Source organism: uncultured Corynebacterium sp. (assembly GCF_946998835.1).
Lineage (GTDB): Bacteria > Actinomycetota > Actinomycetes > Mycobacteriales > Mycobacteriaceae > Corynebacterium.
The window spans coordinates 1-22,632 of sequence record NZ_CAMQAZ010000016.1 but is presented as its reverse complement, the minus strand read 5'-3'; the positions used below and the strand labels follow the sequence as shown (position 1 = coordinate 22,632).

19 protein-coding genes are annotated in these 22,632 nt (G+C 58.5%); 2 read left to right on the top strand and 17 right to left on the bottom strand.

The genetic code is table 11. The features are described 5' to 3' along the window. Positions 1-6 precede the first annotated feature (6 nt). The 5 genes from Q0U90_RS06875 to Q0U90_RS06855 form a co-directional block, all read right to left on the bottom strand. On the bottom strand, positions 7-186 hold the full coding sequence (locus Q0U90_RS06875; RefSeq protein ID WP_297452878.1) for a hypothetical protein: 180 nt from the start codon (positions 184-186) through the stop codon (positions 7-9). Continuing rightward, on the bottom strand, positions 187-2,871 hold the full coding sequence (locus Q0U90_RS06870) for an ATP-dependent Clp protease ATP-binding subunit (protein ID WP_297452948.1): 2,685 nt from the start codon (positions 2,869-2,871) through the stop codon (positions 187-189). It lies immediately after the preceding gene. A 175-nt stretch (positions 2,872-3,046) separates the two neighbouring features. Further along, positions 3,047-3,769, bottom strand: a complete 723-nt coding sequence (locus Q0U90_RS06865) for an anti-sigma factor (protein WP_297452876.1) — start codon at positions 3,767-3,769, stop codon at positions 3,047-3,049. 2 nt (positions 3,770-3,771) lie between these two features. After that, positions 3,772-4,401 carry a sigma-70 family RNA polymerase sigma factor gene (locus Q0U90_RS06860; RefSeq protein WP_297452874.1) on the bottom strand — a complete coding sequence of 210 codons (630 nt, stop codon included), beginning with the start codon at positions 4,399-4,401 and terminating at the stop codon, positions 3,772-3,774. Positions 4,402-4,448: 47 nt separating this feature from the next. Beyond that, positions 4,449-4,667, bottom strand: coding sequence for a hypothetical protein (locus Q0U90_RS06855; protein WP_297452872.1), 219 nt, complete (start codon positions 4,665-4,667; stop codon positions 4,449-4,451). 177 nt (positions 4,668-4,844) lie between these two features. Between Q0U90_RS06855 and Q0U90_RS06850 the strand changes: the two genes are divergently transcribed. Further along, the gene (locus tag Q0U90_RS06850) at positions 4,845-6,599 is read left to right on the top strand and encodes a cytochrome c biogenesis protein CcdA (protein WP_297452946.1); all 1,755 of its coding nucleotides are present in this window, start codon (positions 4,845-4,847) and stop codon (positions 6,597-6,599) included. Between the two features lie 258 nt (positions 6,600-6,857). Beyond that, entirely contained in the window at positions 6,858-8,573 is a 1,716-nt protein-coding gene (locus Q0U90_RS06845) for an AMP-binding protein (protein WP_297452870.1), read from the top strand. A gap of 112 nt (positions 8,574-8,685) precedes the next feature. Here Q0U90_RS06845 and Q0U90_RS06840 read toward each other — a convergent pair whose 3' ends face one another. The 12 genes from Q0U90_RS06840 to panD form a co-directional block, all read right to left on the bottom strand. Next, positions 8,686-9,513 carry a hypothetical protein gene (locus Q0U90_RS06840; RefSeq protein WP_297452868.1) on the bottom strand — a complete coding sequence of 276 codons (828 nt, stop codon included), beginning with the start codon at positions 9,511-9,513 and terminating at the stop codon, positions 8,686-8,688. A 218-nt stretch (positions 9,514-9,731) separates the two neighbouring features. Further along, entirely contained in the window at positions 9,732-11,189 is a 1,458-nt protein-coding gene (locus Q0U90_RS06835) for a metallophosphoesterase family protein (protein WP_297452866.1), read from the bottom strand. A 232-nt stretch (positions 11,190-11,421) separates the two neighbouring features. After that, a complete protein-coding gene (locus Q0U90_RS06830; protein WP_297452864.1) occupies positions 11,422-12,633 on the bottom strand; it encodes an acyl-CoA dehydrogenase family protein in 1,212 nt (403 codons plus the stop codon). A gap of 42 nt (positions 12,634-12,675) precedes the next feature. Beyond that, positions 12,676-14,082, bottom strand: coding sequence for an acyl-CoA dehydrogenase family protein (locus tag Q0U90_RS06825; RefSeq protein ID WP_297452862.1), 1,407 nt, complete (start codon positions 14,080-14,082; stop codon positions 12,676-12,678). A 222-nt stretch (positions 14,083-14,304) separates the two neighbouring features. Beyond that, entirely contained in the window at positions 14,305-15,837 is a 1,533-nt protein-coding gene (gene lysS / locus Q0U90_RS06820; protein WP_297452860.1) for a lysine--tRNA ligase, read from the bottom strand. Positions 15,838-15,906: 69 nt separating this feature from the next. Continuing rightward, positions 15,907-17,466 carry a polyamine aminopropyltransferase gene (locus Q0U90_RS06815; RefSeq protein WP_297452858.1) on the bottom strand — a complete coding sequence of 520 codons (1,560 nt, stop codon included), beginning with the start codon at positions 17,464-17,466 and terminating at the stop codon, positions 15,907-15,909. Further along, the gene (locus Q0U90_RS06810) at positions 17,467-17,964 is read right to left on the bottom strand and encodes a DUF350 domain-containing protein (protein WP_297452856.1); all 498 of its coding nucleotides are present in this window, start codon (positions 17,962-17,964) and stop codon (positions 17,467-17,469) included. Positions 17,965-17,966: 2 nt separating this feature from the next. Next, on the bottom strand, positions 17,967-18,431 hold the full coding sequence (locus Q0U90_RS06805; protein ID WP_297452854.1) for a DUF4247 domain-containing protein: 465 nt from the start codon (positions 18,429-18,431) through the stop codon (positions 17,967-17,969). A 4-nt stretch (positions 18,432-18,435) separates the two neighbouring features. Further along, positions 18,436-18,975, bottom strand: coding sequence for a DUF2617 family protein (locus tag Q0U90_RS06800; RefSeq protein ID WP_297452852.1), 540 nt, complete (start codon positions 18,973-18,975; stop codon positions 18,436-18,438). Positions 18,976-18,986: 11 nt separating this feature from the next. Then, complete coding sequence (locus Q0U90_RS06795) at positions 18,987-19,601, bottom strand: DUF4178 domain-containing protein (protein ID WP_297452850.1); 615 nt, start codon at positions 19,599-19,601, stop codon at positions 18,987-18,989. Positions 19,602-19,772: 171 nt separating this feature from the next. Next, positions 19,773-21,968, bottom strand: coding sequence for a PhoX family phosphatase (locus tag Q0U90_RS06790; protein ID WP_297452849.1), 2,196 nt, complete (start codon positions 21,966-21,968; stop codon positions 19,773-19,775). 253 nt (positions 21,969-22,221) lie between these two features. After that, the coding region (gene panD, locus Q0U90_RS06785; RefSeq protein ID WP_297452846.1) for an aspartate 1-decarboxylase at positions 22,222-22,632 on the bottom strand (411 nt) is incomplete at its 5' end.

Genomic DNA, 22,632 nt, shown 5'->3' with positions numbered 1-22,632 from the left:
CGCTAACTACTTATTCTTCTTCCAACGACCGCGGAAGGTCAGCCCCTTGCCCAGTCGGACGGTGTAACCGCCACGGCTGTTGATGGTCACCGGACCGATGCGCTTAGAACCGGACACACCGGAGCCGGAATAGTTCAGCCACGTGTTCTTATCCAGGTTCTGCTTCTTGCGGTAGTTGAGTCCCATTTAGTTCTCTCCCTCGGAGTTATCAGATTCGGTCTCTGCCTCAGCAGCAGCCTGATCTGCAGCACCTTCGATGTCATCGGATTCAACGCTCAGGGTGCCATCAGCGCTACCGAGAACATCCTCGGTCTCCTCGGAGCCACCCAGGGCGCCACCGTCGGCATCAACGTTACCGACCTTGCCCTTGTTGGTGAAGGTGAACTTCGCCTTGTCGATGTCCTTGGACTCGCCATCCCAGCCCTCGACATCGATGAAGACGGTCTCGCCGAGACCAACCTCACCGTAGAGAATCTTCTCGGAGAGCTGATCTTCAATCTCGCGCTGGATGGTACGACGCAGCGGACGAGCACCGAGCACCGGATCAAAGCCACGCTTGGCCAGAAGGTTCTTAGCGCGGTCGGAAATCTCCATGGTGATGCGCTTCTCACCGAGCTGATCGCTGACGCGGTCCAGCATGAGATCGACCATCTGAACAATCTCAGCCTGGCTCAGCTGCTTGAAGACCACAATCTCATCAATACGGTTCAGGAACTCCGGACGGAAGTGCTTCTTCAGCTCGTCGTGGACCTTGTCCTTCATCCGTGCGTACTTGCCGTCTTCATCGGCCTCGCCGACACCCGAGAAGCCCATCCCCACGGCCTTGGAAATATCGCCGGTACCGAGGTTCGAGGTGAAGATCAGGACAGTGTTCTTGAAGTCCACCACTCGACCCTGCGAGTCAGTCAGACGACCGTCTTCCAGGACCTGCAGCAAGGTGTTGTAAATCTCCTTGTGGGCCTTTTCAATCTCGTCGAAAAGCACGACGGAGAACGGCTTACGGCGCACCTTCTCGGTGAGCTGGCCGCCCTCTTCGTAGCCGACGTATCCGGGAGGGGCACCGAAGAGACGCGATGCGGTGAAGCGATCGTGGAACTCACCCATGTCAATCTGAATGAGTGCGTCTTCCTCGCCGAAGAGGAACTCGGCCAGAGCCTTCGACAACTCGGTCTTACCAACACCGGACGGGCCGGCGAAGATGAACGAACCGGACGGACGCTTCGGGTCCTTCAGACCAGCACGGGTACGACGGATTGCACGGGAGACAGCACTGACGGCTTCTTCCTGGCCGATGATGCGCTTGTGCAGCTCGTCCTCCATGCGCAGCAGACGCGAGGACTCCTCCTCGGTGAGCTTGAAGACCGGAATGCCAGTCCAGGAGGCCAGCACCTCAGCAATCTGCTCCTCGCCGATTTCAGCGATGGTGTCGGACTCACCCGCACGCCACTTCTTTTCGCGTTCGCGGCGCTCTTCGCCCAGCTTGCGCTCCTTGTCGCGCAGGCCAGCTGCCTTTTCGAAGTCCTGCCCATCGATGGCGGCCTCCTTCTGGCGGCGGACATCGGCAATCTTGGAGTCAATCTCCTGCAGGTCAGCCGGGGCAGTCATACGCTTGATGCGCATGCGAGCACCGGCTTCGTCAATCAGGTCCACAGCCTTATCCGGCAGGAAGCGATCGTTGATGTAACGATCCGAAAGCGTAGCCGCAGCAACCAGTGCCTTGTCCGAGATGGACACACGGTGGTGAGCCTCATACTTATCGCGGACACCGCGCAGAATCTCAATAGTGAGATCCACGCTCGGCTCCGGCACGTTCACCGGCTGGAAGCGACGCTCAAGAGCGGCGTCCTTTTCGATGTGCTTGCGGTACTCATCCAAAGTGGTAGCACCGATGGTCTGCAGCTCACCGCGAGCCAGCTTCGGCTTCAGAATCGAGGCCGCGTCAATTGCACCCTCGGCGGCACCGGCGCCGACCAGCGTGTGAATCTCGTCAATAAACAGGATGATGTCACCGCGCTGGTTAATCTCCTTGAGCACCTTCTTCAGACGCTCCTCGAAGTCACCGCGGTAACGGGAGCCCGCAACCAGCGAGCCCAGGTCGAGAGAGTAGAGCTGCTTGTCCTTCAGTGTCTCCGGCACACGGCCATTGACGATGTCCAGCGCAAGACCCTCCACGACGGCGGTCTTACCAACACCCGGCTCACCAATCAGCACAGGGTTGTTCTTGGTACGGCGAGAAAGAACCTGCATAATGCGCTCGATTTCCTTCTCACGGCCAATCACCGGATCCAGCTTGCCCTCGCGCGCTGCCACCGTCAGGTTACGGCCGAACTGATCGAGCACCAGGGAACCGGACTGGTGGTTGCCCTCCTGCACACGAGCACCGGAGGTGGCACCGACCGGACGCTGCTCCGGAGAACCATCGGACTCATCCCCCTGGAAACCGCTAAGCAGCTGAATAACCTGTTGACGCACGCGCGGAAGGTCAGCACCGAGCTTGACCAGAACCTGAGCGGCAACACCTTCGCCCTCACGAATCAGGCCGAGCAGCAGGTGCTCAGTACCGATGTACTTGTGACCCAGCTGCAGAGCCTCGCGCAGAGAGTACTCCAGCACCTTCTTTGCACGCGGGGTAAACGGCACGTGACCGCTCGGCGGCTGGGAGCCACGGCCAATAATGTCGACCACCTCAGAGCGCACAGCGTCCAGGGAAATACCCATGGACTCCAGCGCCTTGGCAGCCACACCGTCGCCTTCACTAATCAGGCCGAGCAGGATGTGCTCCGTGCCGATGTAATTGTGATTGAGCTCGCGTGCCTCATCCTGCGCCAGGACGACAACGCGACGTGCTCGGTCCGTAAACCTCTCGAACATCACTGCCCTTTCAAGTGTCTATATTTGCCGTAATTCAATAAAGGTTGTTTCACCTAGCTTAAACGCGACACGACGCAGATTAATCCCTATAGCCGTACGCCAGTAGCGAACAGGCAGGTCGACCGAGGTACAGCACCCATTACGCACCGAAACTAACGACACCAAACCGACGGTGTCATAGCTCCACCGACGCCAGCACCGCTCCCTTCGGCGATTCTTCTCCCGCCATCGGCTCGACTGTCACTTTTACCGCCATGGTGTCCGCAGGCAGCGGCATCCACACGTCCGTGTGCGGCTCTTGTCCGATAACACCTGCCGAGCGTGCTCGCCCGGCGCTGTCGATCGACCACACCTGCGCGCCCATGCCGTCATCCAACTGCGGTGCACCATTGACCATGGCACCGCCCTTGTTCATGTCTTCCGAGACAACAACATCGAGCGTCGCGCCATCCGCACTAAACGAGGCTGAGCGCACGTCCTTAGCTGCCATAATTTCGTGCATGGTGTTGGTGCCACTGTTCGCCTTCTCTGCACTGACAACGATCGAAGATTCCGACCCCGCATCGTCGTCGGGCCAGACGACGAATACACCCACACCTGCAACCAGCACCAGTGCCGCCGCAATGCTGGACACCACCATCCAGCTACGCCGGAATCCGCCGTCAGCCGACGCTTTACGACGGTCACTGAGGTCAATCACCTCAGCGAAATCGGTATCCGCTACGGGGGCTCCTTCCGGCTCTCCTATCGAAGCGGCACGCTGCGGGAAGTCATCCAGCTGCGACATTATGGAGCCTTTTAGCTCCACCGGTGGAGCCACCGGTTCCGCATATTGAGCAAGAGCCTCCTCAAAAGCATCGGGAAGCTCAGACGAATTCGACGTGTTCTTCTCAGCCATCGTTACTTCACCCCTGCCTCAATATCAGATGCTCCTACATTCGGCGACGCTGATTCCACGCCTTCGTCGTAGTGAGCCGCACTCGCTGACAATTCTCGGTGGAGTTTTCGAAGACCATCCCGCAATCGCGTCTTCGCTGTTCCCAGTGGAACTCCGGTGGCCTCTGCCAACTCGCGATTGGTCAGCCCCTGGAAATACGCCAGCAAAATAGCGGTCTTGTGCGGCTCCCCGACTCGTTCAATTGCCGTGCGTACCAGCTCGCGGTCGAGATTGGTCAGTGTTGCCTGCTCAACCGACTCCACAGCCTTTGCCGCATCCAGGAGCGCATCCCGGTCGTCTCTGGTCACTGCTGCGCGATGCGAGCGCAACCGGTCAATTGCGCGTTGCCTGGTCAACCGGAAAATCCAGGCTTTGGCGCTTCCCTTGGCAGGGTCGAATGACATCGATTGTTGCCATAGCTCAAGAAAAACTTCCTGAGTAATTTCCTCTGCCTGCGCGCGGTCATGCAGCACTTGCACGGCAAGACCGAGCACCTGGGAGGCCGTGACGTCGTAAAGCGAAGAAAATGCCTCACGATCGCCATTTTGAACACGTACGAGTAACTCGTTGACGAGCTCGGATTCATGCCTCACAGGTGTTGATAATAATTCACGCACGGCCACAACGAGGAACCGAAAAGCTAGTTGCTCATGCGGTCATCGTCGTCGTGATCGCCGTCCATGCCGTCCATCTTCTCTGTCGACATCTCCATGGAAGTCTCGGAAGGAGTCATTTCGGCATCAGAATTATCGCCACAGGCTGCGAGGCCAAAGGCCGCACCGGTCGCGACTGCGCCCACAACGACAACTCGGGCTGCAAAAATGCGCAGGAAAGCTCGGTTCTGGGAAGCGGAATTCATAGTTTCTCCTATGTCGTATCGAATAGCTTCACCCTCTACTACGGAGTCGAGCGCGTAGTTGGATTGGAACATCTTTCTCAAAATTTTTTCCAGGGGACACTATCCACTTCCCAATCCGTTATCAGGGGTCGGTCCGTATTGGTGGATGAATCGAAGTTTTAAAGGAGAACAATCATGATCCCCGAAGTGATCTTGATCGGCGTTGTCGGAGGCCTGGTCACGGGCTTGTCTCCGTGCATTCTGCCCGTACTGCCAATTGTTCTGGCCGTATCTGCCGACGCCAAACGCAAGCCAATTCTCGTAGCGCTCGGCATCGCCTTGAGTTTTACGGCCATTACTCTGCTCGGAACCGTTGCGCTATCAGCATTGGGCCTGCCAAGCGGCACGCTGCGATGGATTGGCGTGGCGCTGCTAGTGATTGTGGGGCTCAGCATGCTGATTCCCTCGCTCGGCGAGTTACTAGAGCGACCTTTTGCCGCCATTAGCGTGCCGACGTGGATTTACGACCGCACCAGCGAAGATACGCAGCCCGATGGCTCGACGAAGAGGAGCTCCGGTTTCGGCATTGGTCTTGCCCTCGGAGCGGTGTATGCACCGTGTGCGGGCCCGGTGCTGGCAGCGGTGACAGTCGCTGGAGCGACCGGAAAGATCGGCTGGCAGACAGTCATCTTGGCGTTCTCCTTCGCCTTCGGCGCCTGCGTGCCCCTATTCTTCTTCGCGCTGGCAGGCTCCGCGTGGTCGAAGCGGGCCGACTTTGCCTCCAAGCACCGCACCGGAATTACCCGGGTGGCCGGAGCTCTCGTTTTGGCTCTCGCGTTGGCTATTGCCACCGATGTGCCGGCACAGCTTCAACGCACGCTGCCAGACTGGACTGCCAGCGTGCAAGAGAAGTTCAATTCCTCGGACAACACCCAGAATGTACTGGACGGAATCGGCGGGGCCACTTCTGGCTCCGCGTCGTCGTCAAGCCTGAAGGACTGCCGCAATGGTGACCCGAAAGTGGCGGCGGACTGCGGACCGGTGCCAGCTTTTGAAGGCCTGACCAATTGGATCAACACGGATACGCCCGTGGATCCCGCGCGACCGGAAAAGGTGGGGGATGTCCAAACAATTACGCTTGTCGATTTCTGGGCCTACGCCTGTATCAACTGCCAGCGAGCGAATGAGCACATCACTAAGCTCTACGACCACTACCGCGACTACGGCTTAAATGTCGTCGGCATCCACGCGCCTGAATACAGCTTCGAGCGCGAACCAGCCAACGTGGCTGCCGCGGTGAAGGAGCAGAAGATTCACTACCCCGTCGCACTGGATAATGAGTTCCTGACCTGGTCGAACTTCAACAACCGCTACTGGCCGGCCCACTATCTAGTTGATGCGCAGGGGCAAATTCGCCAGATTCATGAGGGCGAGGGCGAGTACTCCGCCACCGAACGTGTCGTGCGCCAACTGCTTGCCGACGCGAACCCGGGCATTGACCTACCTGCGCCTATCGAAGCCGACGACACGGACAAGCCGATTGCGACGCAGGACCGAAATCTGGAAACCTACCTGGGCACTGATCGGGCTCAGTTCTACAGCAATCCCCCACGCGAGTACCGACCGGGACCACATAACTTCGCGTTCAGTGATCCTTTTGAGAAGGGATACAGCTTGGAAGGGCCGTGGGAACTGCGGGGGCAGTCGATTGTGCCCGCTGGGCCCGGCGCAAAGATTCACCTGAACTACTACGCAGCGCTGGTACAGATCGTGGCATCTGGCGAGGGTGAGCTGAAGGTGACGGATGACAACGGCAAGGTCACGACTTTCCCCGCAATGACATTGCCGGGAACGATTGACCTCTTGCGGTCAACGGACGGTTCGCCGCTGTCTGGAAACCTGACGATTGAAATGCCGGAATCAATGACCGCGTACTCATTGACCTTTGGATAACCGCTTTCGGAGCACGACATCGAGGACGACGAACCTGCAGTTTTTGACCGTCTTCGCTGGTTATGGAGCTGTTCTTCACAAATATTCGTTTCTGATAAAGAATTTTGCAAAAGCTACACAAAAGTGAGCTGGGACACTTATTCTTGCTACAAAAGAAACTAAATCGGCGGTCCTGCTGATGAGGTTTCGATGATGCGGTTTCGCCTACTTAGGGCTCTCCGAAGACCACAGAACATAGACCACGGAAGATGAGTGACAATGACATCTAATCCCCCGGCCTCGATTCTCAATAAAGTGCGCAAAGCTTCGCGGGCTACCTCTGATCTAGTTCTCGGCCTCGCACCGGTAACACAGGCAGGTGTCCTCGGCTCGATGGGGCCCGGTGCCGCCGGCAAGGCACTGACCTCCATCTACCGTTGGGACTTCCTGCCAGCTGGTCTCCTCGGCATTGCCGCCGGCCGCGACCCTCACCACACCGCCATCATCGATGACGGTGGCTCGCTGACCTACGAAGAGCTGCATGAGCGCTCCACTGCCCTGGCACGCGCACTTCGCCACGGCGATATTCAGCAGCGAAACCGAATCGGTGTCCTGGCCCGCAACCATCGCGGTTTCATCATGGCGCTGTGCGCTCATGGCCGTCTCGGCACCGATCTGGTGCTGCTCAATACCGGGGCCGCTGCTGAGCAGACCCTGGCCGTGATTCGCGAGCAGAAGATTGACTTCCTCTTCATTGATGAGGAATTCACCCACATGCTGCCGGAGGACTTCGATGAGTGCCCGGTCGCTGTGTCGTGGTTCGAAAACTACGGTGATACCTCCTGCGTCCGTGAAGGCTGGACCTCCATGCAGGAGATGCTGAAGACCGCACCGCCGGCTAACTGGCCAACTGCCGAGTTACCTCGCCGCCCCCGTCGCGGTCGCGTTATTATTCTGACTTCCGGCACCACCGGCACCCCGAAGGGTGCGAAGCGTCCGGAGCCGCGCAGCTGGACGCCCGCGTCTTCCATCATGAGCCGTATTCCGCTGCGCCAGCGTCGCCCAGCATACCTCGCGGCACCGCTGTTCCACACCTGGGGATTCGCGACTGCGCAGCTGTGCATCGCACTGCGTTCCACCATGATCATGCGCCGGAAGTTCGATCCAGTCGACAGCCTCCGCATCATCGAACAGCACTCGCCGCATACCATTTTCGTGGTGCCAACCATGCTGCAGCGCATGATTGAGGTGCTCCCGGACAACTACGACATCGGGGCGACATCGCTGAGGATCATCGCATCGTGTGGTTCGGCGATTCCGGAGGGGATTGTCAAAAAGACCCTCGAGCGCTTCGGTCCGGTTCTCTACAACCAGTACGGCTCCACCGAGGTCAGCTGGGCGACTATCGCCACCCCGGATGAACTCAAGAAAAACCCGACCACGGCAGGTCGCGCACCACTGGGAACCCGAGTCCAGATTCTCGACGAAGACGGAAACCGCGTCTCCGACGGCGAGACCGGTCGAATCTTCGTCGGCAACAACATGTTGTACGAGGGCTACACCCGCCCCGGCGCGGACAAGCAGGTCGTCGACGGCATGGTATGCACCGGTGACCTGGGCCGCATGGAAAATGGCCTGCTTTACATCTCCGGCCGTGAGGACGACATGATTGTCTCCGGCGGCGAGAATGTCTTCCCCCGTCAAACCGAAGATGCACTCAGTCAGCTCGAGGGCGTCCGCGAGTGCGCAGTCGCCGGTGTTCCGGATGAGCGCTTCGGCCAGGCACTAGTCGCCTGGGTCGTCCGCGACGACTCCCCGGAGGGCCGCGCCCTGACCAATGAGCAGATTCGCACATTCGTCAAGCAGCGACTTAGCCGTTTCGCTGTTCCGCGCGAGACCGTGTTCCTCGATGAACTGCCACGTAACGCAGTCGGCAAGGTTGTTCCCCGCTTCCTGCCGAAGCCGTGGGAGAATGCCGCGGAGAAGGTGGCCTAGGTCGCTGGGACCGTCGTAAAGCCAACAGCAGCCGCGAAAAGGACGCGGTAAGCACTTCCTACTGTGGAAGTCACCGCGTCCTTTTGCCTGCGCTGATAGTGCTCAGAGCTGACTACCCAGCATTCAGAACGCCGAAGTCAGTGACGGATTCACGGAAAATTTCCTCGCCGTCCCGGGTCACTGTCACTGCATTCGGGGTGACGGTATAGGTGTAGACCCCATTCTTCGCTACCGCGCGGTTCGTGGAGAAACTATCGACCTTATACGCATCCGGGGCATCCGAGATTTCGCTGAAGTCCCCAATGTAATGGCGCTGTTGACGGTTATTGGAGTTCTCGCAAATCACGGCCTTACCCGACGGAGTTTCCGCCAACATACGCGCGTAATATCCGCCCGAGCAGCGCGCGTTACTTCCGACCCAACCGCCGGCATCGATATCATCGCGATCCATCCCAAACGCGCGAAGTCCGAAGTTACCCCTCTGGGTTGTCTTCGTGGTGGATGTCTCCGGCTGCTTCGTGGCTTCCGGCTCAGCGGTCTGGGTATAGGTTTCCGTGTACGTCTCCGCCGGTGCAGAAGACGCAGTGCTTGACGACGCATCCCCCGCCGCAACCGTATCGGGAGACTGCGGGGAATTATCGGAGGAATTACTCAGATAATATGCACCACCAATGCCGACAACCGCGGCAAGCGCGACACCGACAATGCCTAAAGCCACATACAGACCGTTGTTGCTGTTCTGCTCAGGCGCGGGAGCCTGCGGATAAGCCGGATACTGCTGGGTGTAATCTCCCTGATTCGGCCCCGGCTGCTGGTACTGGTACTGATTCTGGGGCTGGCTCTGAGGCCCACCCTGCGACTGCTGCCAGGCAGACGCTGCATAACCGTCCTGCTCCCAATCCTGCGGGGAGGACGAACGCGGGTTGTACTGGTCGGTCATCGCTTAAAAAATTCCTTATTACTTCACAGGCACACCTGTGCTCGGCCAATAACGTTGCAGCTTTGCGAAGGCTCTTACCCATGGCGATTACCCATGGCACGTATTCATGGATATTCACGGTGCGTATCCACGGTGCATGTTCATGGTGCACGCCACTGCGTACTATCTATTAACACTATTTGTTGCCCAGCGTACCCTTGATTCACGCTAGAACTAGTTCAGAGCGGAACCTTGTTCTTGAAGAAATTGACGTAATTTCGATCGGAAATCTTTCCCAGCATGAATTCCGGTTCCAACCCGAACATCGACCATCGAGTCTTTGCGGACCACGACAACGACTGTGGTGTTGTCGTGCGGTGGTAGCTAATTTGATAGCCGTCCGTGTGAACTCGAATCTGCGTATAGCCGCCCGGATACCCCAATGCTGCGCCGCGCTCACAGAAGTCCGTAGCCCCATAGTCGGCAACACCACGACGACTGCGGTGCGTATGGCCAGCGAAAACTCCCTTAGCACCCGGTGTGGCGGCGAGAATCTCCTGGAAAATCTTGGACTGCTGCGCCTCCACCATAAACGCCTCACCACCGAAGTGCGAACGCACCGCATCCTGAGTAAACGGATGGTGTGCGAACAAAATTGTCGGCCGCTCTGGATCCTCCGCAAGCTCTGCACGCAGTGCACGCATCTGGCGCTCACCAATACGGCCGCCTGCAAAACCAAACTCCGCAGTATCAACACCAATGAGACGCACTTCGCCAACACGCGTTGACCAATGCTGCTGCGTTGGCACTAGCCGCTGGCTGAAATAATCCGGAACAGCAGTCTTACCCTTGCGGATACCGCGCCCCCGGAAACCGTTGATATTTGGAAGCCCCGGCGGGTGCACGTCGTGGTTACCGCGGGTGACAAACCAGTCTTTTCCAAACTCACCAAACCCATCCAAAATACCGATGAGCTCGTCATATTCCTCTGGGCGGTTGCTATCCGTGCAATCGCCATTGACGACGAGAGTCTCAATCCCGGCGGCCTTAACTGTGTCCACCAAGCCCTGCAACTGCATAGAAGGAAAGGGCTGCTCCCCCGGATTCGAGGAAAGACCGAAGTTACCAATGCGAATGCCATCGTGATTGGGCTTACCAATATGCGTGTCATTCGTCAGGGCAAACGTTGCCAAATGTGCACCCGTTAATGCTGGCAGAGTGCTAAAGACGCCTGTTTTCTCCGGCGCAGTTTTGCTCATGGTGATATTCAGCGACGGAACCGCACGGCAGTTGTGCGACCAGCATTCAAAGCGATACTCCCGACCTGGTTCCAACCCATCAATGACAACGTGGTGGTAACCCGACTCTGAGTAACCCTCGTACACGAGTTCCAATTGGGACGAATCCACCGGACCGATCAGCACCCGTTCATCAGAAGGGACGGTCGGCTTAATGAAGCCGTACGCTGTCTGCACCCCCGGAGCATACGTGGCCCATGTGAATGCGACCGACGTGTCCGTGACTGTGATGACTTCCAAGTCGCTGGCCAGAACCTGCCACGACTTTGAATCTGACTGGGTAAGTCCCAGCCCCGACGTGACATATCCCAGACCGTAGGCTCCCGAGGTTTTCGCAACAGCCATTGAACTTGCAGCGAGAGTCGCAACAGAGAGGTAGGCCCGACGGGAAATGCTCATGGCAATAAAGCCTAGAACCTAAAGATGAAAAATAGATTAACTTTCCCTCTAATCTCAGAAAATAGGGCTACCCCACCGAGGACTCCACCGAGGGACGTATAGCCCCAAAGCACGCACAAGAAAGCACCGCCCTAGCCAAGTGGTGGCTGGACGGTGTTTTAAAAATGTGGCTTGAGCATCTCAGATGAACTTTTACCGGCTCACCTGCATGTAGATAGCTCTGAAACTGTAATTACTTGAGTTCCTTGGAAGACAGCCCCAGGGTGCGGCGAGCAACGACGAGCTGCTGAATCTGCTGGGTACCTTCGAAGATATCCAGGATCTTGACGTCGCGGGACCACTTCTCCAGCAGGTTCCGCTCAGAGTAACCGAAGGTGCCTGCCAGCTGAACAGCACGCAAGCAAATCTCGGTGCCAGCACGGCCTGCCTTCGCCTTACACTCAGAAGCCTCAAGGGTATTCGGCTGCTTGTTGTCAGCCATCCACGCAGCGCGCAGGGCCAGGAGGTAAGCAGCCTCCCAATCGGACTCCAGCTTCAGGTACTCAGCTGCAGCAGCGCTCTGGGTGTGTGCCGGTGCATCGTAGTCAATCTCAATGCCGGCCTCTTCCAAGATGCGACGCAGCTCTTCCAGCGAAGCACGGGAGACACCGATGGCCATACCGGCAACCAGCGGACGCGTGTTGTCGAAGGTTGCCATTGCGCCCGCGAAGGACTTCTTAACATCAATCTCCGGGGAGCCCAGCAGGTTCTCCTTCGGAACGCGGACGTTGTCCAGGCGCAGCACAGCGGTATCCGAGGAACGAATACCCAGCTTCTCCTCCAGGCGCTCAACAGTAAAGCCCGGGGTGCCCTTCTTCACCAGGAAGGACTTGATGGCAGCGCGGCCCTTGGACTTATCTAGAGTCGCCCACACGACGACGGAGTCGGAACGCTCACCAGCGGTGACGAAGATCTTCTCACCGTTGATGACGTACTCATCACCATCGAGCTTGGCGGTGGTGGAAACGGCGGAGGAGTCAGAACCGAAGGACGGCTCGGTAATAGCCATGGAAGCCCAGGTCTTACCGAAAGCCTCCAGCTGCTCATCAGTAGCAACTGCGGCAATAGCTGCGTTACCCAGACCCTGGTACGGCAGGGACAGGGTCAGACCCACGTCACCCCAGCAGGTCTCAATAACGTTGAGCAGCGATGCCATGTTGCCGCCGTTTTTCACGCCAGCGCGCTTCGCCTTCTTTTCATCGCCGCGTCCGCCGGATGCACCGGAGAAGCCACGGCCACCGTCTGCCATGCCGTCCATCATGGAGGCAAGGGTGTCGAGCTCCTTCGGGTACTCGTGCTCAGCGAGATCGTACTTACGGGAAATCGGTCGGAAGATCTCAGCGGCGGCCTGATGCGACTGGGACGCGCCCGCCTTGAGGAACTTCGGCAGTTCGAGGTTAATCATTTTCTTTCCTCTTAATTCTTTTCGGCTGAAGTATCTAGCGGTTTACAGAACGACGACGCCTTCGGCGACGCCAATTGCGCGGAGGTCACGGTACCAACGCTCAACCGGGTGCTCCTTGGTGAAGCCGTGTCCACCTAGCAGCTGCACACCGTCGGAACCAATCTTCATACCCTTTTCAGTGGCGAAGGTCTTAGCCAGTGCTGCCTCGCGAGCGAAACCGCGACCCTGGTCAGCACGAGAAGCACCGCGGAGGGTAATCATGCGGAGACCGTCGAGCTCAATCTTGATGTCAGCGACCATGAAGGCCACTGCCTGGCGGTGGGAAATCGGCTCGCCGAATGCCTGACGCTCGTTGACGTAAGGAATGACGTAGTCGAGAACTGCCTGGGAAGTACCCATTGCAAGAGCAGCCCAACCGAGGCGGGAGCGACGCAGAATGTCGAGGTATGCCTCTTCGCGCTCCTCGGCAGAGGTGCTGGCACCACCGAGAATGTTCTCAGCCGGAACCTTGACATCCTTCAGAACAACTCGCCCCAGTGCGGCACCGCGCAGACCCATCGACGGGTCAGCCTCTACGTGGAGGCCCTCAGTGTCGGACTCGACGATAACCAAAGCCGGCTTGCCCTCGAGCTCAACACCAATGACGAAAAGCTCAGCTGCACCGGCGTTCGGAACGAAGGACTTCACACCGTTCAGGACCAGCGAATCGCCCTCGCGCTTTGCGGTGGTTTCAGGCTTGCGTGCGTCGAAAAGCGGGCGTGGCTCTGCGAGAACGACAGCGGCAGCCGGGACGTTCTCACCAGCGAATGCCGGCAGGTAGGTCTTCTGCTGCGAGTCGGAGCCGTGCGCGGTCAGAGTGGCGGCGACACCGGCCGGAGCCAGCACAGCCAGAGCCAGACCCATGTCGCCGTAGGACAGAGCCTCTGCCACCAGAGCGTTGGTGGTGACGTCCTCACCAGTAGCGATGCCCTCGAAAGCCTCCGGGACGTTAATCATGGTGACACCCAGCTCCGATGCCTCGGAGACGAGGTTCTCCGGCGGAGTTGCCTCGTGGTCAGACTTGTAAGCGGTCTCGCGCAGACGGGACTCAGCGAACTCCTTCACCGTCTCGACAATCATCTGCTGATCCTCGGTCGGGGTCAGGTCGAAGAGCTGCTTTGCCTTCTCCTCAGCTGCGGCTTCCTGCGCAGCCTGGGCCTCCTCCGCCGGACGCTCCGGCTTACCGGAACCGGAAATCTTCTTAAACTGACGGTTAGCGGCACCAAGGGTCTTGAAACCGGACTTGGTGGACTGGTACACCACACGGTCGATCTTTGGCTGAAGGTCGTACTTCTGGGCGAAGTCCGAACCAGTAATCGACGTGATGAACCGCATTGCCGCTCCGATAGCGTCGCGACCAGGGTTATTGCGGCCGACGGTCGAATCTTCGCGGTTCTTCTTCTCGCTCATGTGATCATGGCCTTTCGAGTCAGAACTATTACTGGCATAACAATAAATCAATCGCGTGACAGCTGTCACAAGAATTGGAAAAACAATGCCAAGTAACAGAAAACTTTCAGGTTTCTGACTTGTCAGGCAACAAACAGGGTTAGCTCAGTGGTGTTCCCACGAAAAAGGCGCCCCCGGAGATGAGAGCGCCGCGTCACGTCGCGTGAGTCGTTTAGATTGCGTTTACACTTCTGGTTTCACAATCGGGAACAGCACGGTTTCACGGATGCCGAGGCCGGTCAGGGCCATCAGCAGACGGTCGATACCCATGCCCACACCGGTCGTCGGCGGCATACCCTGCTCCATTGCATGCAGGAAGTCCTCATCCAGAACCATCGCCTCGTCATCGCCGCCGGCGGCCAGACGAGCCTGATCCTCGAAACGCTCGCGCTGGACAACCGGGTCAACCAGCTCGGAGTAACCAGTAGCCAGCTCGAAGCCACGGACGTAGAGATCCCACTTCTCCGTCACGCCCGGCTTGGAGCGGTGCTGACGAGTCAGCGGAGAGGTCTCAACCGGGAAGTCACGGACGAAGATAGGACCGTCGAGCTGATCTTCGCAGAGCAGCTCCCAGATTTCCTCGACCAGCTTGCCGTGGCCCCAGCCGCCCTTCTCCGGAACCTCAAGGCCAATCACATCAGCAATCGCCTTGAGCTCCTCGACGGTGGAGTCAATGGTAACTTCCGGCTGACCAGGGAACTTGCGAGCAAGAGCCTCGTTCAGCGACGGGTACATCTCAATCTGCTTCCACTCACCGCCGAAGTCGAACTCCGTGCCGTCGGCAAGCGTGACCTTCGTCGAACCGAAGACCGCGACGCAGATTTCCTGGATGACCTCGCGGACGGTGCGGGCGGAGTCGTCATAAGTACCGAATGCCTCGTAGTACTCGAGCATGGCGAACTCCGGGCTGTGCGAGGAGTCAATGCCCTCGTTGCGGAAGTTGCGGTTGATCTCGAAGACGCGCTCCATACCGCCGACGACACAGCGCTTGAGGAAGAGCTCCGGCGCAATGCGTAGGTAGAGATCAATGTCCAGCGCGTTGGAATGAGTCACGAACGGACGTGCAGCAGCACCGCCGTGCAGAGTCTGCAGCATCGGGGTTTCGACCTCAAGGAAACCGCGGCGCTCAAGAGCGTGGCGTAGTTCGCGAATGACCTTGATACGAGTCAGAGCATTAGTGCGAGCCTGCTCACGCATAATCAGGTCCGTGTAGCGGTGGCGCACACGGCTGTCCTCGGACAGGTCAGCGAACGACACCGGCAGAGGACGCAGAGCCTTCGAAGCCATCTGCCACTTGGTAGCCATCACGGACAACTCGCCGCGGCGCGAAGAAATCACACGGCCAGTAATGAGGACGAAGTCGCCCATATCCACGTCGGACTTCCACGCAGCCAGAGCGTCTTCGCCGACCTCAGCCTTGGAAAGCATGGCCTGCAGGGTGGTTCCGTCACCCTCCTGCAGAGCAGCGAAGCAGAGCTTGCCAGTGTTACGGATAAACATGACGCGGCCAATGACGGTCACGACGTCCTGAGTCTCCTCGCCGGCCTCGAGGTGCCCCCACTCCTCGCGGACATCCTTGAGGGAATGGGTACGGGGAACCTCAACCGGGTACGGCTGAATTCCAGCCTCGAGCAGGCGGTCACGCTTCTCGCGGCGAATACGCAGCTGCTCAGGAACGGTGGCGGTGTTTTCAGGGGTCTTCTTCGCGTCAGTCACGGCTATAAAGGTTAGCCGACTACACCGCCGACCTGCTACTCGCCCACTCCTTGCGAAACACCCGATGGATTATTCCCCCGCCTCCCGCCAACCCCGACGAATATCTTCCACAATTCGAGGATGAGCAAGGGTCGACGGTTCTAATTGTTGAGGACCGTTATCGGCACCGAACACGGTTGCGGCTCGGGCCACGTCAGGAGTGAAGAATCGAAGCGGCGGGGAGCCGTCGTAAAGTGCGAGCGAAGGAGGCTCAGGCGTGGCCTGTGCTAGCACAAAACCCCAGTCTCCAAAGGTGGGAACGTGCACGTGATACGGGGTGGTCGACCAGCCTGCGGCGCGAATCGAGCTGTCGGTGCGCCAGAAGGCCTGCGGCGTCGAAAACGGCGAACCCGACTGCACCACAAGCTTCGCGCCCGGCGCAGCCACCGTGCGAATCAACCCGTAGAACTCCTGAGAGTACAGTTTTGCCAGCACTGCGTTGTCGGGGTCGGGAAGGTCTGCGTAGATGGCATCGAACTTCTGCACCTGAGTCTTGCCGCGTGCTTGGTCATGGAGCCATGCGAAAGCGTCCGCAGTCACCTTCTCCACGCGTGGGTTGTCCAGACTGCCGTGGTTGTCTTCCCGCAATACAGTGCGGGCGACCTCTATAACCTCTGGGTCCAGCTCCACCTGAACAATGCGCTCGATGTTGGGCATCCTCAGCAGCTCCCGGGCTGCCAGCCCGTCGCCCCCGCCGAGGATTAGAGCCGACTTCGTATCCTTATCCACCGCCGGGTAGACCAACGACTCGGTGTAGCGATACTCGTCACGGCTGGAGTACTGGAGCCCTCCGTCGAGGTATAGCCGCCGATCCTTACCAAATTGTGTGACGACGATGTCCTGGTACTTCGAATGCTTAGCAAAAACAATGGGTTGAGCGTAGAGCGACTGCCGAGCAGTCGCCTCAATATCTCGGATACCAGCCAATAGTGCTACCAGCGCAACCAACGCCGCGCCGAGAGCAGCGACAGATACGACAAGTGCTCGACGAGACAGCATCTGCCTCAGCAGCAGTGCGGCAATAATCAATGCCGCGGTGACATTGATTAGGCCTGCGATGGCAGTAGCCTTCAACATACCCACCGTTGGCAGAAGCACAAACGGCCAGACTAATCCACCGACCAAGGCACCGAAGTAGTCCGCAGCGTTGAGATTCGCCAGCACGCGACCGGTGTCCTCGGCGGAGGTAGTCCGGCCGGTCTGCAGAAGTGTCATGAGCAACGGCACCTCGGCACCGACGAGCGTTCCGATCACGAAAGTCGCGGCGACCAGCGCCCCAAGGCTCTCGCCTGTGACGGAAAATACCCAGTACAGAGCGGTTGCGGAAACGCCGCCGAGCAAACCCAACGAGCACTCGATGCCGAGGAAGGACACAGCGGCACGGCGAACAAGCGGCTTCGCCGCCACGGCACCAAAGCCCAGCGCCGCGACATAACCGGCGACAATCAGGGAATTCGCAACGACGTCGCCGCGGCCCAGAGAGGCCGACAGCGCCAGTAGCGCCAGCTCATAGACTAGACCGCAGGCGGCACAAGCCGCCACGGAACCCAGCAGGAGAGCCCGCCAGCGCCGAGAAGTCGTGGTCTCCATCTACGACAGCGCCACCGCGTTAATCACACCGATAACGATGAAGGTAATCGCGGCCAACGCCGCTCGGGGGCGTACCTTCGCATCCATCACAACATCGCGGAAGCGCCCCGGAATCAGGGCTTCCAGCACCAACAGCGATGCTGCCTGCAGCACAATGCCAAGGGCGCCGTAAACGAGAGTCTCCCCCAGGCCGACCATCAGGCTGTCGTCGGATGCGCGAATTACCGAAACAACAATGCAGGCCAGCGCAATCTGCTGTGATCCCGCTACCATTGCGGCGCCCGCACGGTTTTCGACAAACACCAGGTCACGCAGTTTCCCAGGCGTGAGCAGGTCGAGGACGATGAATCCAACCATCAGCACCAGAGCTCCCGCAAGGAAGTAACCGATGGTGGCTGGCACTCCGACCGCCAGATGCTCGCCCACTGTTGAGGACACAATCGACTGCGCCGTGAGAGTAGCCGCCCCGGTGGCAGCCATGTACGTTACTGGTTCCATGGTTATTTCGCTCCTCCGTATGATCCGGCCGATCCACCCGAACCGCCCGAGGGGGCGGAGGGGCCGAAACCAGGGCCGAGATAGATGAAGTGCCCACTCGAATAGCGGCCCCCCAGTGATTCGCGAGTGATCAGACACGTGTCTTTCGCCCCCGCCTCAGGGACCTGACGAGAGACGATGAACAGATATTTTTGAGTTCTCAGGTACGCCGCCCCGTCATCTTCGTTGTAAGCCTGTGGCCTGATTTCCTCCCGCAGCTCGCGCCCAACCTCAATGGGGTCACGGTCACCACAGTTCCAGCGCCGGTCAATTCCATTACTGGCTTGCGTCGCAGACACTGCACCGGACGCGGACGGAAAGCGATCACTAATCCGCTCCTCCGCAGATTTCCCGCCGACAAAGATACCAACAAGACAGACCATAACGCCGATAACAATCAGCGCGTACCCAGCATTTGCGCGTCCCATAGACTCAGGAACCTCCCTCTACGCTGTCTGGCGCTACCCTCTGGTTGTCAGCAACAGCAGTCCAAGTATTCGACGTCCACACGAACTGCCCCGGCGGGTAGCCATGCCACGTTACCCAGCGATACCCCTGTTCAATCGGCTCCGCGGACAACACAGTCAGCGCGTCGGGCGAACCGGGAAACTCCGCGACGACCGAATGGGGATGCCCCGCGCCAAACTCGCGTCGTAAAGCATTTGCACGCTGAGCGAAGGCTTCTGGCGAGAGGTGCTCCACGCGAGAGTTCACCGTCACGCCCGCCCGGCTCAGGGGCACACCGTGTGCCGCGGCGCATGAAATCTCCTCGGTGAAATGCGGATTCTCCCGCTTACCGACGAAAACCACATGCGACGCTCCGAGAACTCCCAGCGTCAGCGGCGGTGTCCTGCCGTCGGGGTGAGAGATAACCGTCTCGCAGAGAGTGTCCGGGACTTGGCCGTCAATGGCAACACGGAGTTGCTCCGCAGCGGTGTCTTTGAACGGCACATCTAGGATTGCCAGCGACATAGCGGCCACCACTAGCGATTGTCCGCGTCCGGATTATGGTCCGGAGCTGCCAAAACGTCAATCTCACCGGGGAGAATCCTAATACCGGTTGAGGCTTCCCACATTGAGTCACCGTAACGCTCCAGCCCGAGCAAGCGACCGTCCTCGGACTTGTAGTCAACGAAGTCCGTAGCCCCCTCCGGCGGCAGCCCAGTGGTACCGGTCGCGGTGAAGCGGGCGCTTCCTCGCTCCTCCTCCCAGTACTCCACACCGTCGACAACGATGGGATTGGCTGGTTCGAAGCTCCCTGGAAGCTTGCGCCACCAGGTGAGGATAACTTCACCCTCATCTTCCTCAACACCGAACCAAGAACCATCCGCCCCACCATCGACGAGATGCTCCCACCAGCGGAACGGTCCCTGCGAGAGCTCAAGTGATCCGCGCACGATATGGGAGGCGCCGCCGTAGTTCAGAATTGCGCCCGGCGCGACAGAGGTTGGACCGTACTTGCGGTACTCGTCCGTCATCAGCGGATCGACAAAACGCGCCCGATCGGAGCCCGGAACCTCGGTATTCCGACGTTCCACGGCAACGACGATGATGCCGATGATAACGAGGATGATGCCGATTATGACAATGCTGTTCACTAGGTTTAATCCCATCGATAGTTCGGTGGCGCTGAGAAAACGCCCAATTACTAACTTTCTACCGAATACAGTCGCGGCGCGTCGTCGAACAATAACTTTCGTTCGAGACGCGCCGCGATAGGCCTACGCGCTAATCCGCACGTTTTTGCTTAGCTCCCAGCCACGGGCAACCTACACACCAATCTTCTTGCCATCAGTGCGTACAACCTGAACGACTGCCGGGCGCGGCTGCTCCTTGCCACCATCCGGCCAGTGCGAGGTCGGGTTGGTGGTCGGGTCCGGGTTATCACCGACCGGGTGGCCCTGATCCGTCTCAATCTCACCCGGGTGCTGGACGTTGACCATGACGCGGTTGGAGAAGATCTGCGGACCACAGGTCTCAGCAGCAACCGGGACAGTCAGGAAGCACTTGGTCTCACCACGACGCTCGCCTTCGACAGCAACGGCGAACAGACCGTCGTTGGAGTCCAGAGCATTACCGTCGGTGGAAACCCACAGGTTGCCGTACTCGTCGAAGGCGACGTTGTCCGGGCAGGAAATCGGAGAGACCGATTCCTTGTCGAAGCCACCGAAGTAGGTGTAGGCCTCGTTCGGGTCGCCACAGACCAACAGGAGGTTCCATTTGCCCTTGGTACCAGCGTGGTCATCTTCCATCTCCAGAACAAGACCATTCTTGTTCTCAGTGATAGGTGCGACCTCAGTCGCGTCCTCGTAGGGGCGCCCAGCACCGTCAGTCTTCTTCGCAGCCTTGTGGTCCTGAGTCTTGCCAGAGTTATCTGGAGTTGCCTTTCCGCGGTACTTATTGTTGGTCAGTGCCGCGTAGACCTTACCGGTCTTCGGAGACGGCTCGATGTCCTCCGGGCGGTCCATGCGGGTCGCACCGACCTTATCACCTGCAAGGCGGGTGTAGATGCAAACTTCTTCAGCGGTCATGCCGTCAACGTGGGACTCGTGCTTGCCATCAGCCTTGGCAGTCATCAGCGGAAGCCACTCAATGTCACCGTCGAAACGGCCGTCCTTCGGCAGCTCACCGGAGCCGTCAATCTCGGACTCGGAATTACCGTTGAACTTTCCGACGTAGAGCGTGCCCTCGGACAGGATGCCCATGTTGTGCTTGAGGTCGCCCTCCTTGACCTTGCGGGAGGAGACGAACTTGTAGATGTATTCGAAGCGCTCGTCATCGCCCGAGTAGCACACCACGGTGCCGTCGTCGGTAACGTAAATCTGACCGGCCTCATGCTTGAAACGGCCCAGTGCGGTGTGCTTGACCGGGGTGGAGTTCGGGTCAGATGGGTCGATTTCTACCAGCCAGAAGAAGCGGTTCGGCTCATTCGGCTCCTTGGAGACATCGAAGCGGTCATAGTACTTCTCCCACGCGCGGTCGGACAGCTCTTCATTCTTGACCGAGTAGCGCTTGAGCTTCTTAACTGTGTCCTCATCCTTGAGCTTGCCAACGTTGCCGAAGTACTGGTCAACGTTCTCCTCACCGGACAGGTAGGTACCCCACGGAGTAACGCCACCGGAGCAGTTGTTCAAAGTACCCTCGATCTTCATACCGGTCGGGTCAGCCTTGGTTTTCAGCAAATCGTGACCAGCAGCCGGGCCGTCGACTGTGAACTCGGTGAAGCCAGTGATGCGACGGTTACGCTTGTCGCTCAGAATCGGCTTCAGGAAGCCCTTGTCATCCTCTTCCACAGCAAGGATGGTCTGCCCGTGAGCAGCCAGTCCAATGTCAACCTGCTCCTTGGTGGCATCTTCCTTCTTGTAAGCACGGAACATCATCGGCTCAGTGGTGTACTCATGCGAGCAGACGTACAGCAGAGTGCCGTCTTCAGCCTTGATCAGGCCAGCGAAGTCATTGTTGAAGCCAAACTGCTTCTTCTGGTTTTCCGGAGTCTGCTTGTCGAAGTCGAACTCCGGACCGCCCTCGTGAATCGGGTCGCCCCAGCGAATCAGAACATTCTGCTCGTAGCCGTCCGGGATAACGACTGCGTCTTCCTTATTCGGCTTGACGACGTCGAAACGCATACCCTCCGGCGATTCACCCTTGCTACCGTCACCGGCTGCAGCGGTACCGGAGGCATCGGCACCACTTGCGCTACTGCCTGAATCGTCGGATGAGCAAGCGGCCAGCACGGCGCCACCGCCGACTGCAAGAGCACTGGCACCAGTGACCTTCAGTGCGGCGCGGCGGGAGAATGCGCGCTGAGAGAAGGCCTGCTTCGCAACATCACCGAAGTACTCGTTGTCAGAGAACTCATTCGGAGCATCGTCAGCACAAGCATTACCGCACTTGTAAGTACAGGTCAGGGAGCTGCGAGAGGTAGCAAAAGAATTCGTCAGCAGATTCTTGCCAATACGAACCATGAGGAGACCGCCTTTGTTTAGCTTCAACTAGGTGAGGACATGGATAACTAAAACTTTTAGATCCTCTAAGAAGCTAAGGACGTTGTGTTACTTTCCGGTTTCTAAAAACCAACTCGCCAATGAGCTTTAGCTGACGGTCTAATGGCTTACACTTTAACGCAAAGTGAACGCCCTGGTGTTGTGGTTTTCCAGCTCGGCTTTTCTCTCCAACTGCGCAGTCGACACCCCAGCTCGCGGGCTGTGCGGGCTAGATCTAGTTCTCTGGGCTACGCGGATTCTTCAGCTCAGAGCCCTCCGGCACATCCGCCGGGTCATTGCCACTTTCTAGGATCTTGTTGTCCTCGTCGACGAAGATGACATTCGGCTTGTACTCACGCGCTTCGGCATCATCCATCATGCCGTAGCCGATGATAATAACCAGGTCACCCGGCGAAATCAGGCGGGCAGCGGCACCATTGATGGAAATAATGCCCGAGCCGCGCTCACCAGTGATGCAGTAAGTGGTAAGACGGTTGCCATTATTGATATCGACGATGTCGACAGCTTCACCTTCAAGCAGGTCAGCTGCTTCCATCAAATCAGCGTCAATCGTGCACGATCCAACGTAGTGAAGATCAGCCTGAGTCACCGTGGCACGGTGAATCTTGGACTTCAACATAGTGCG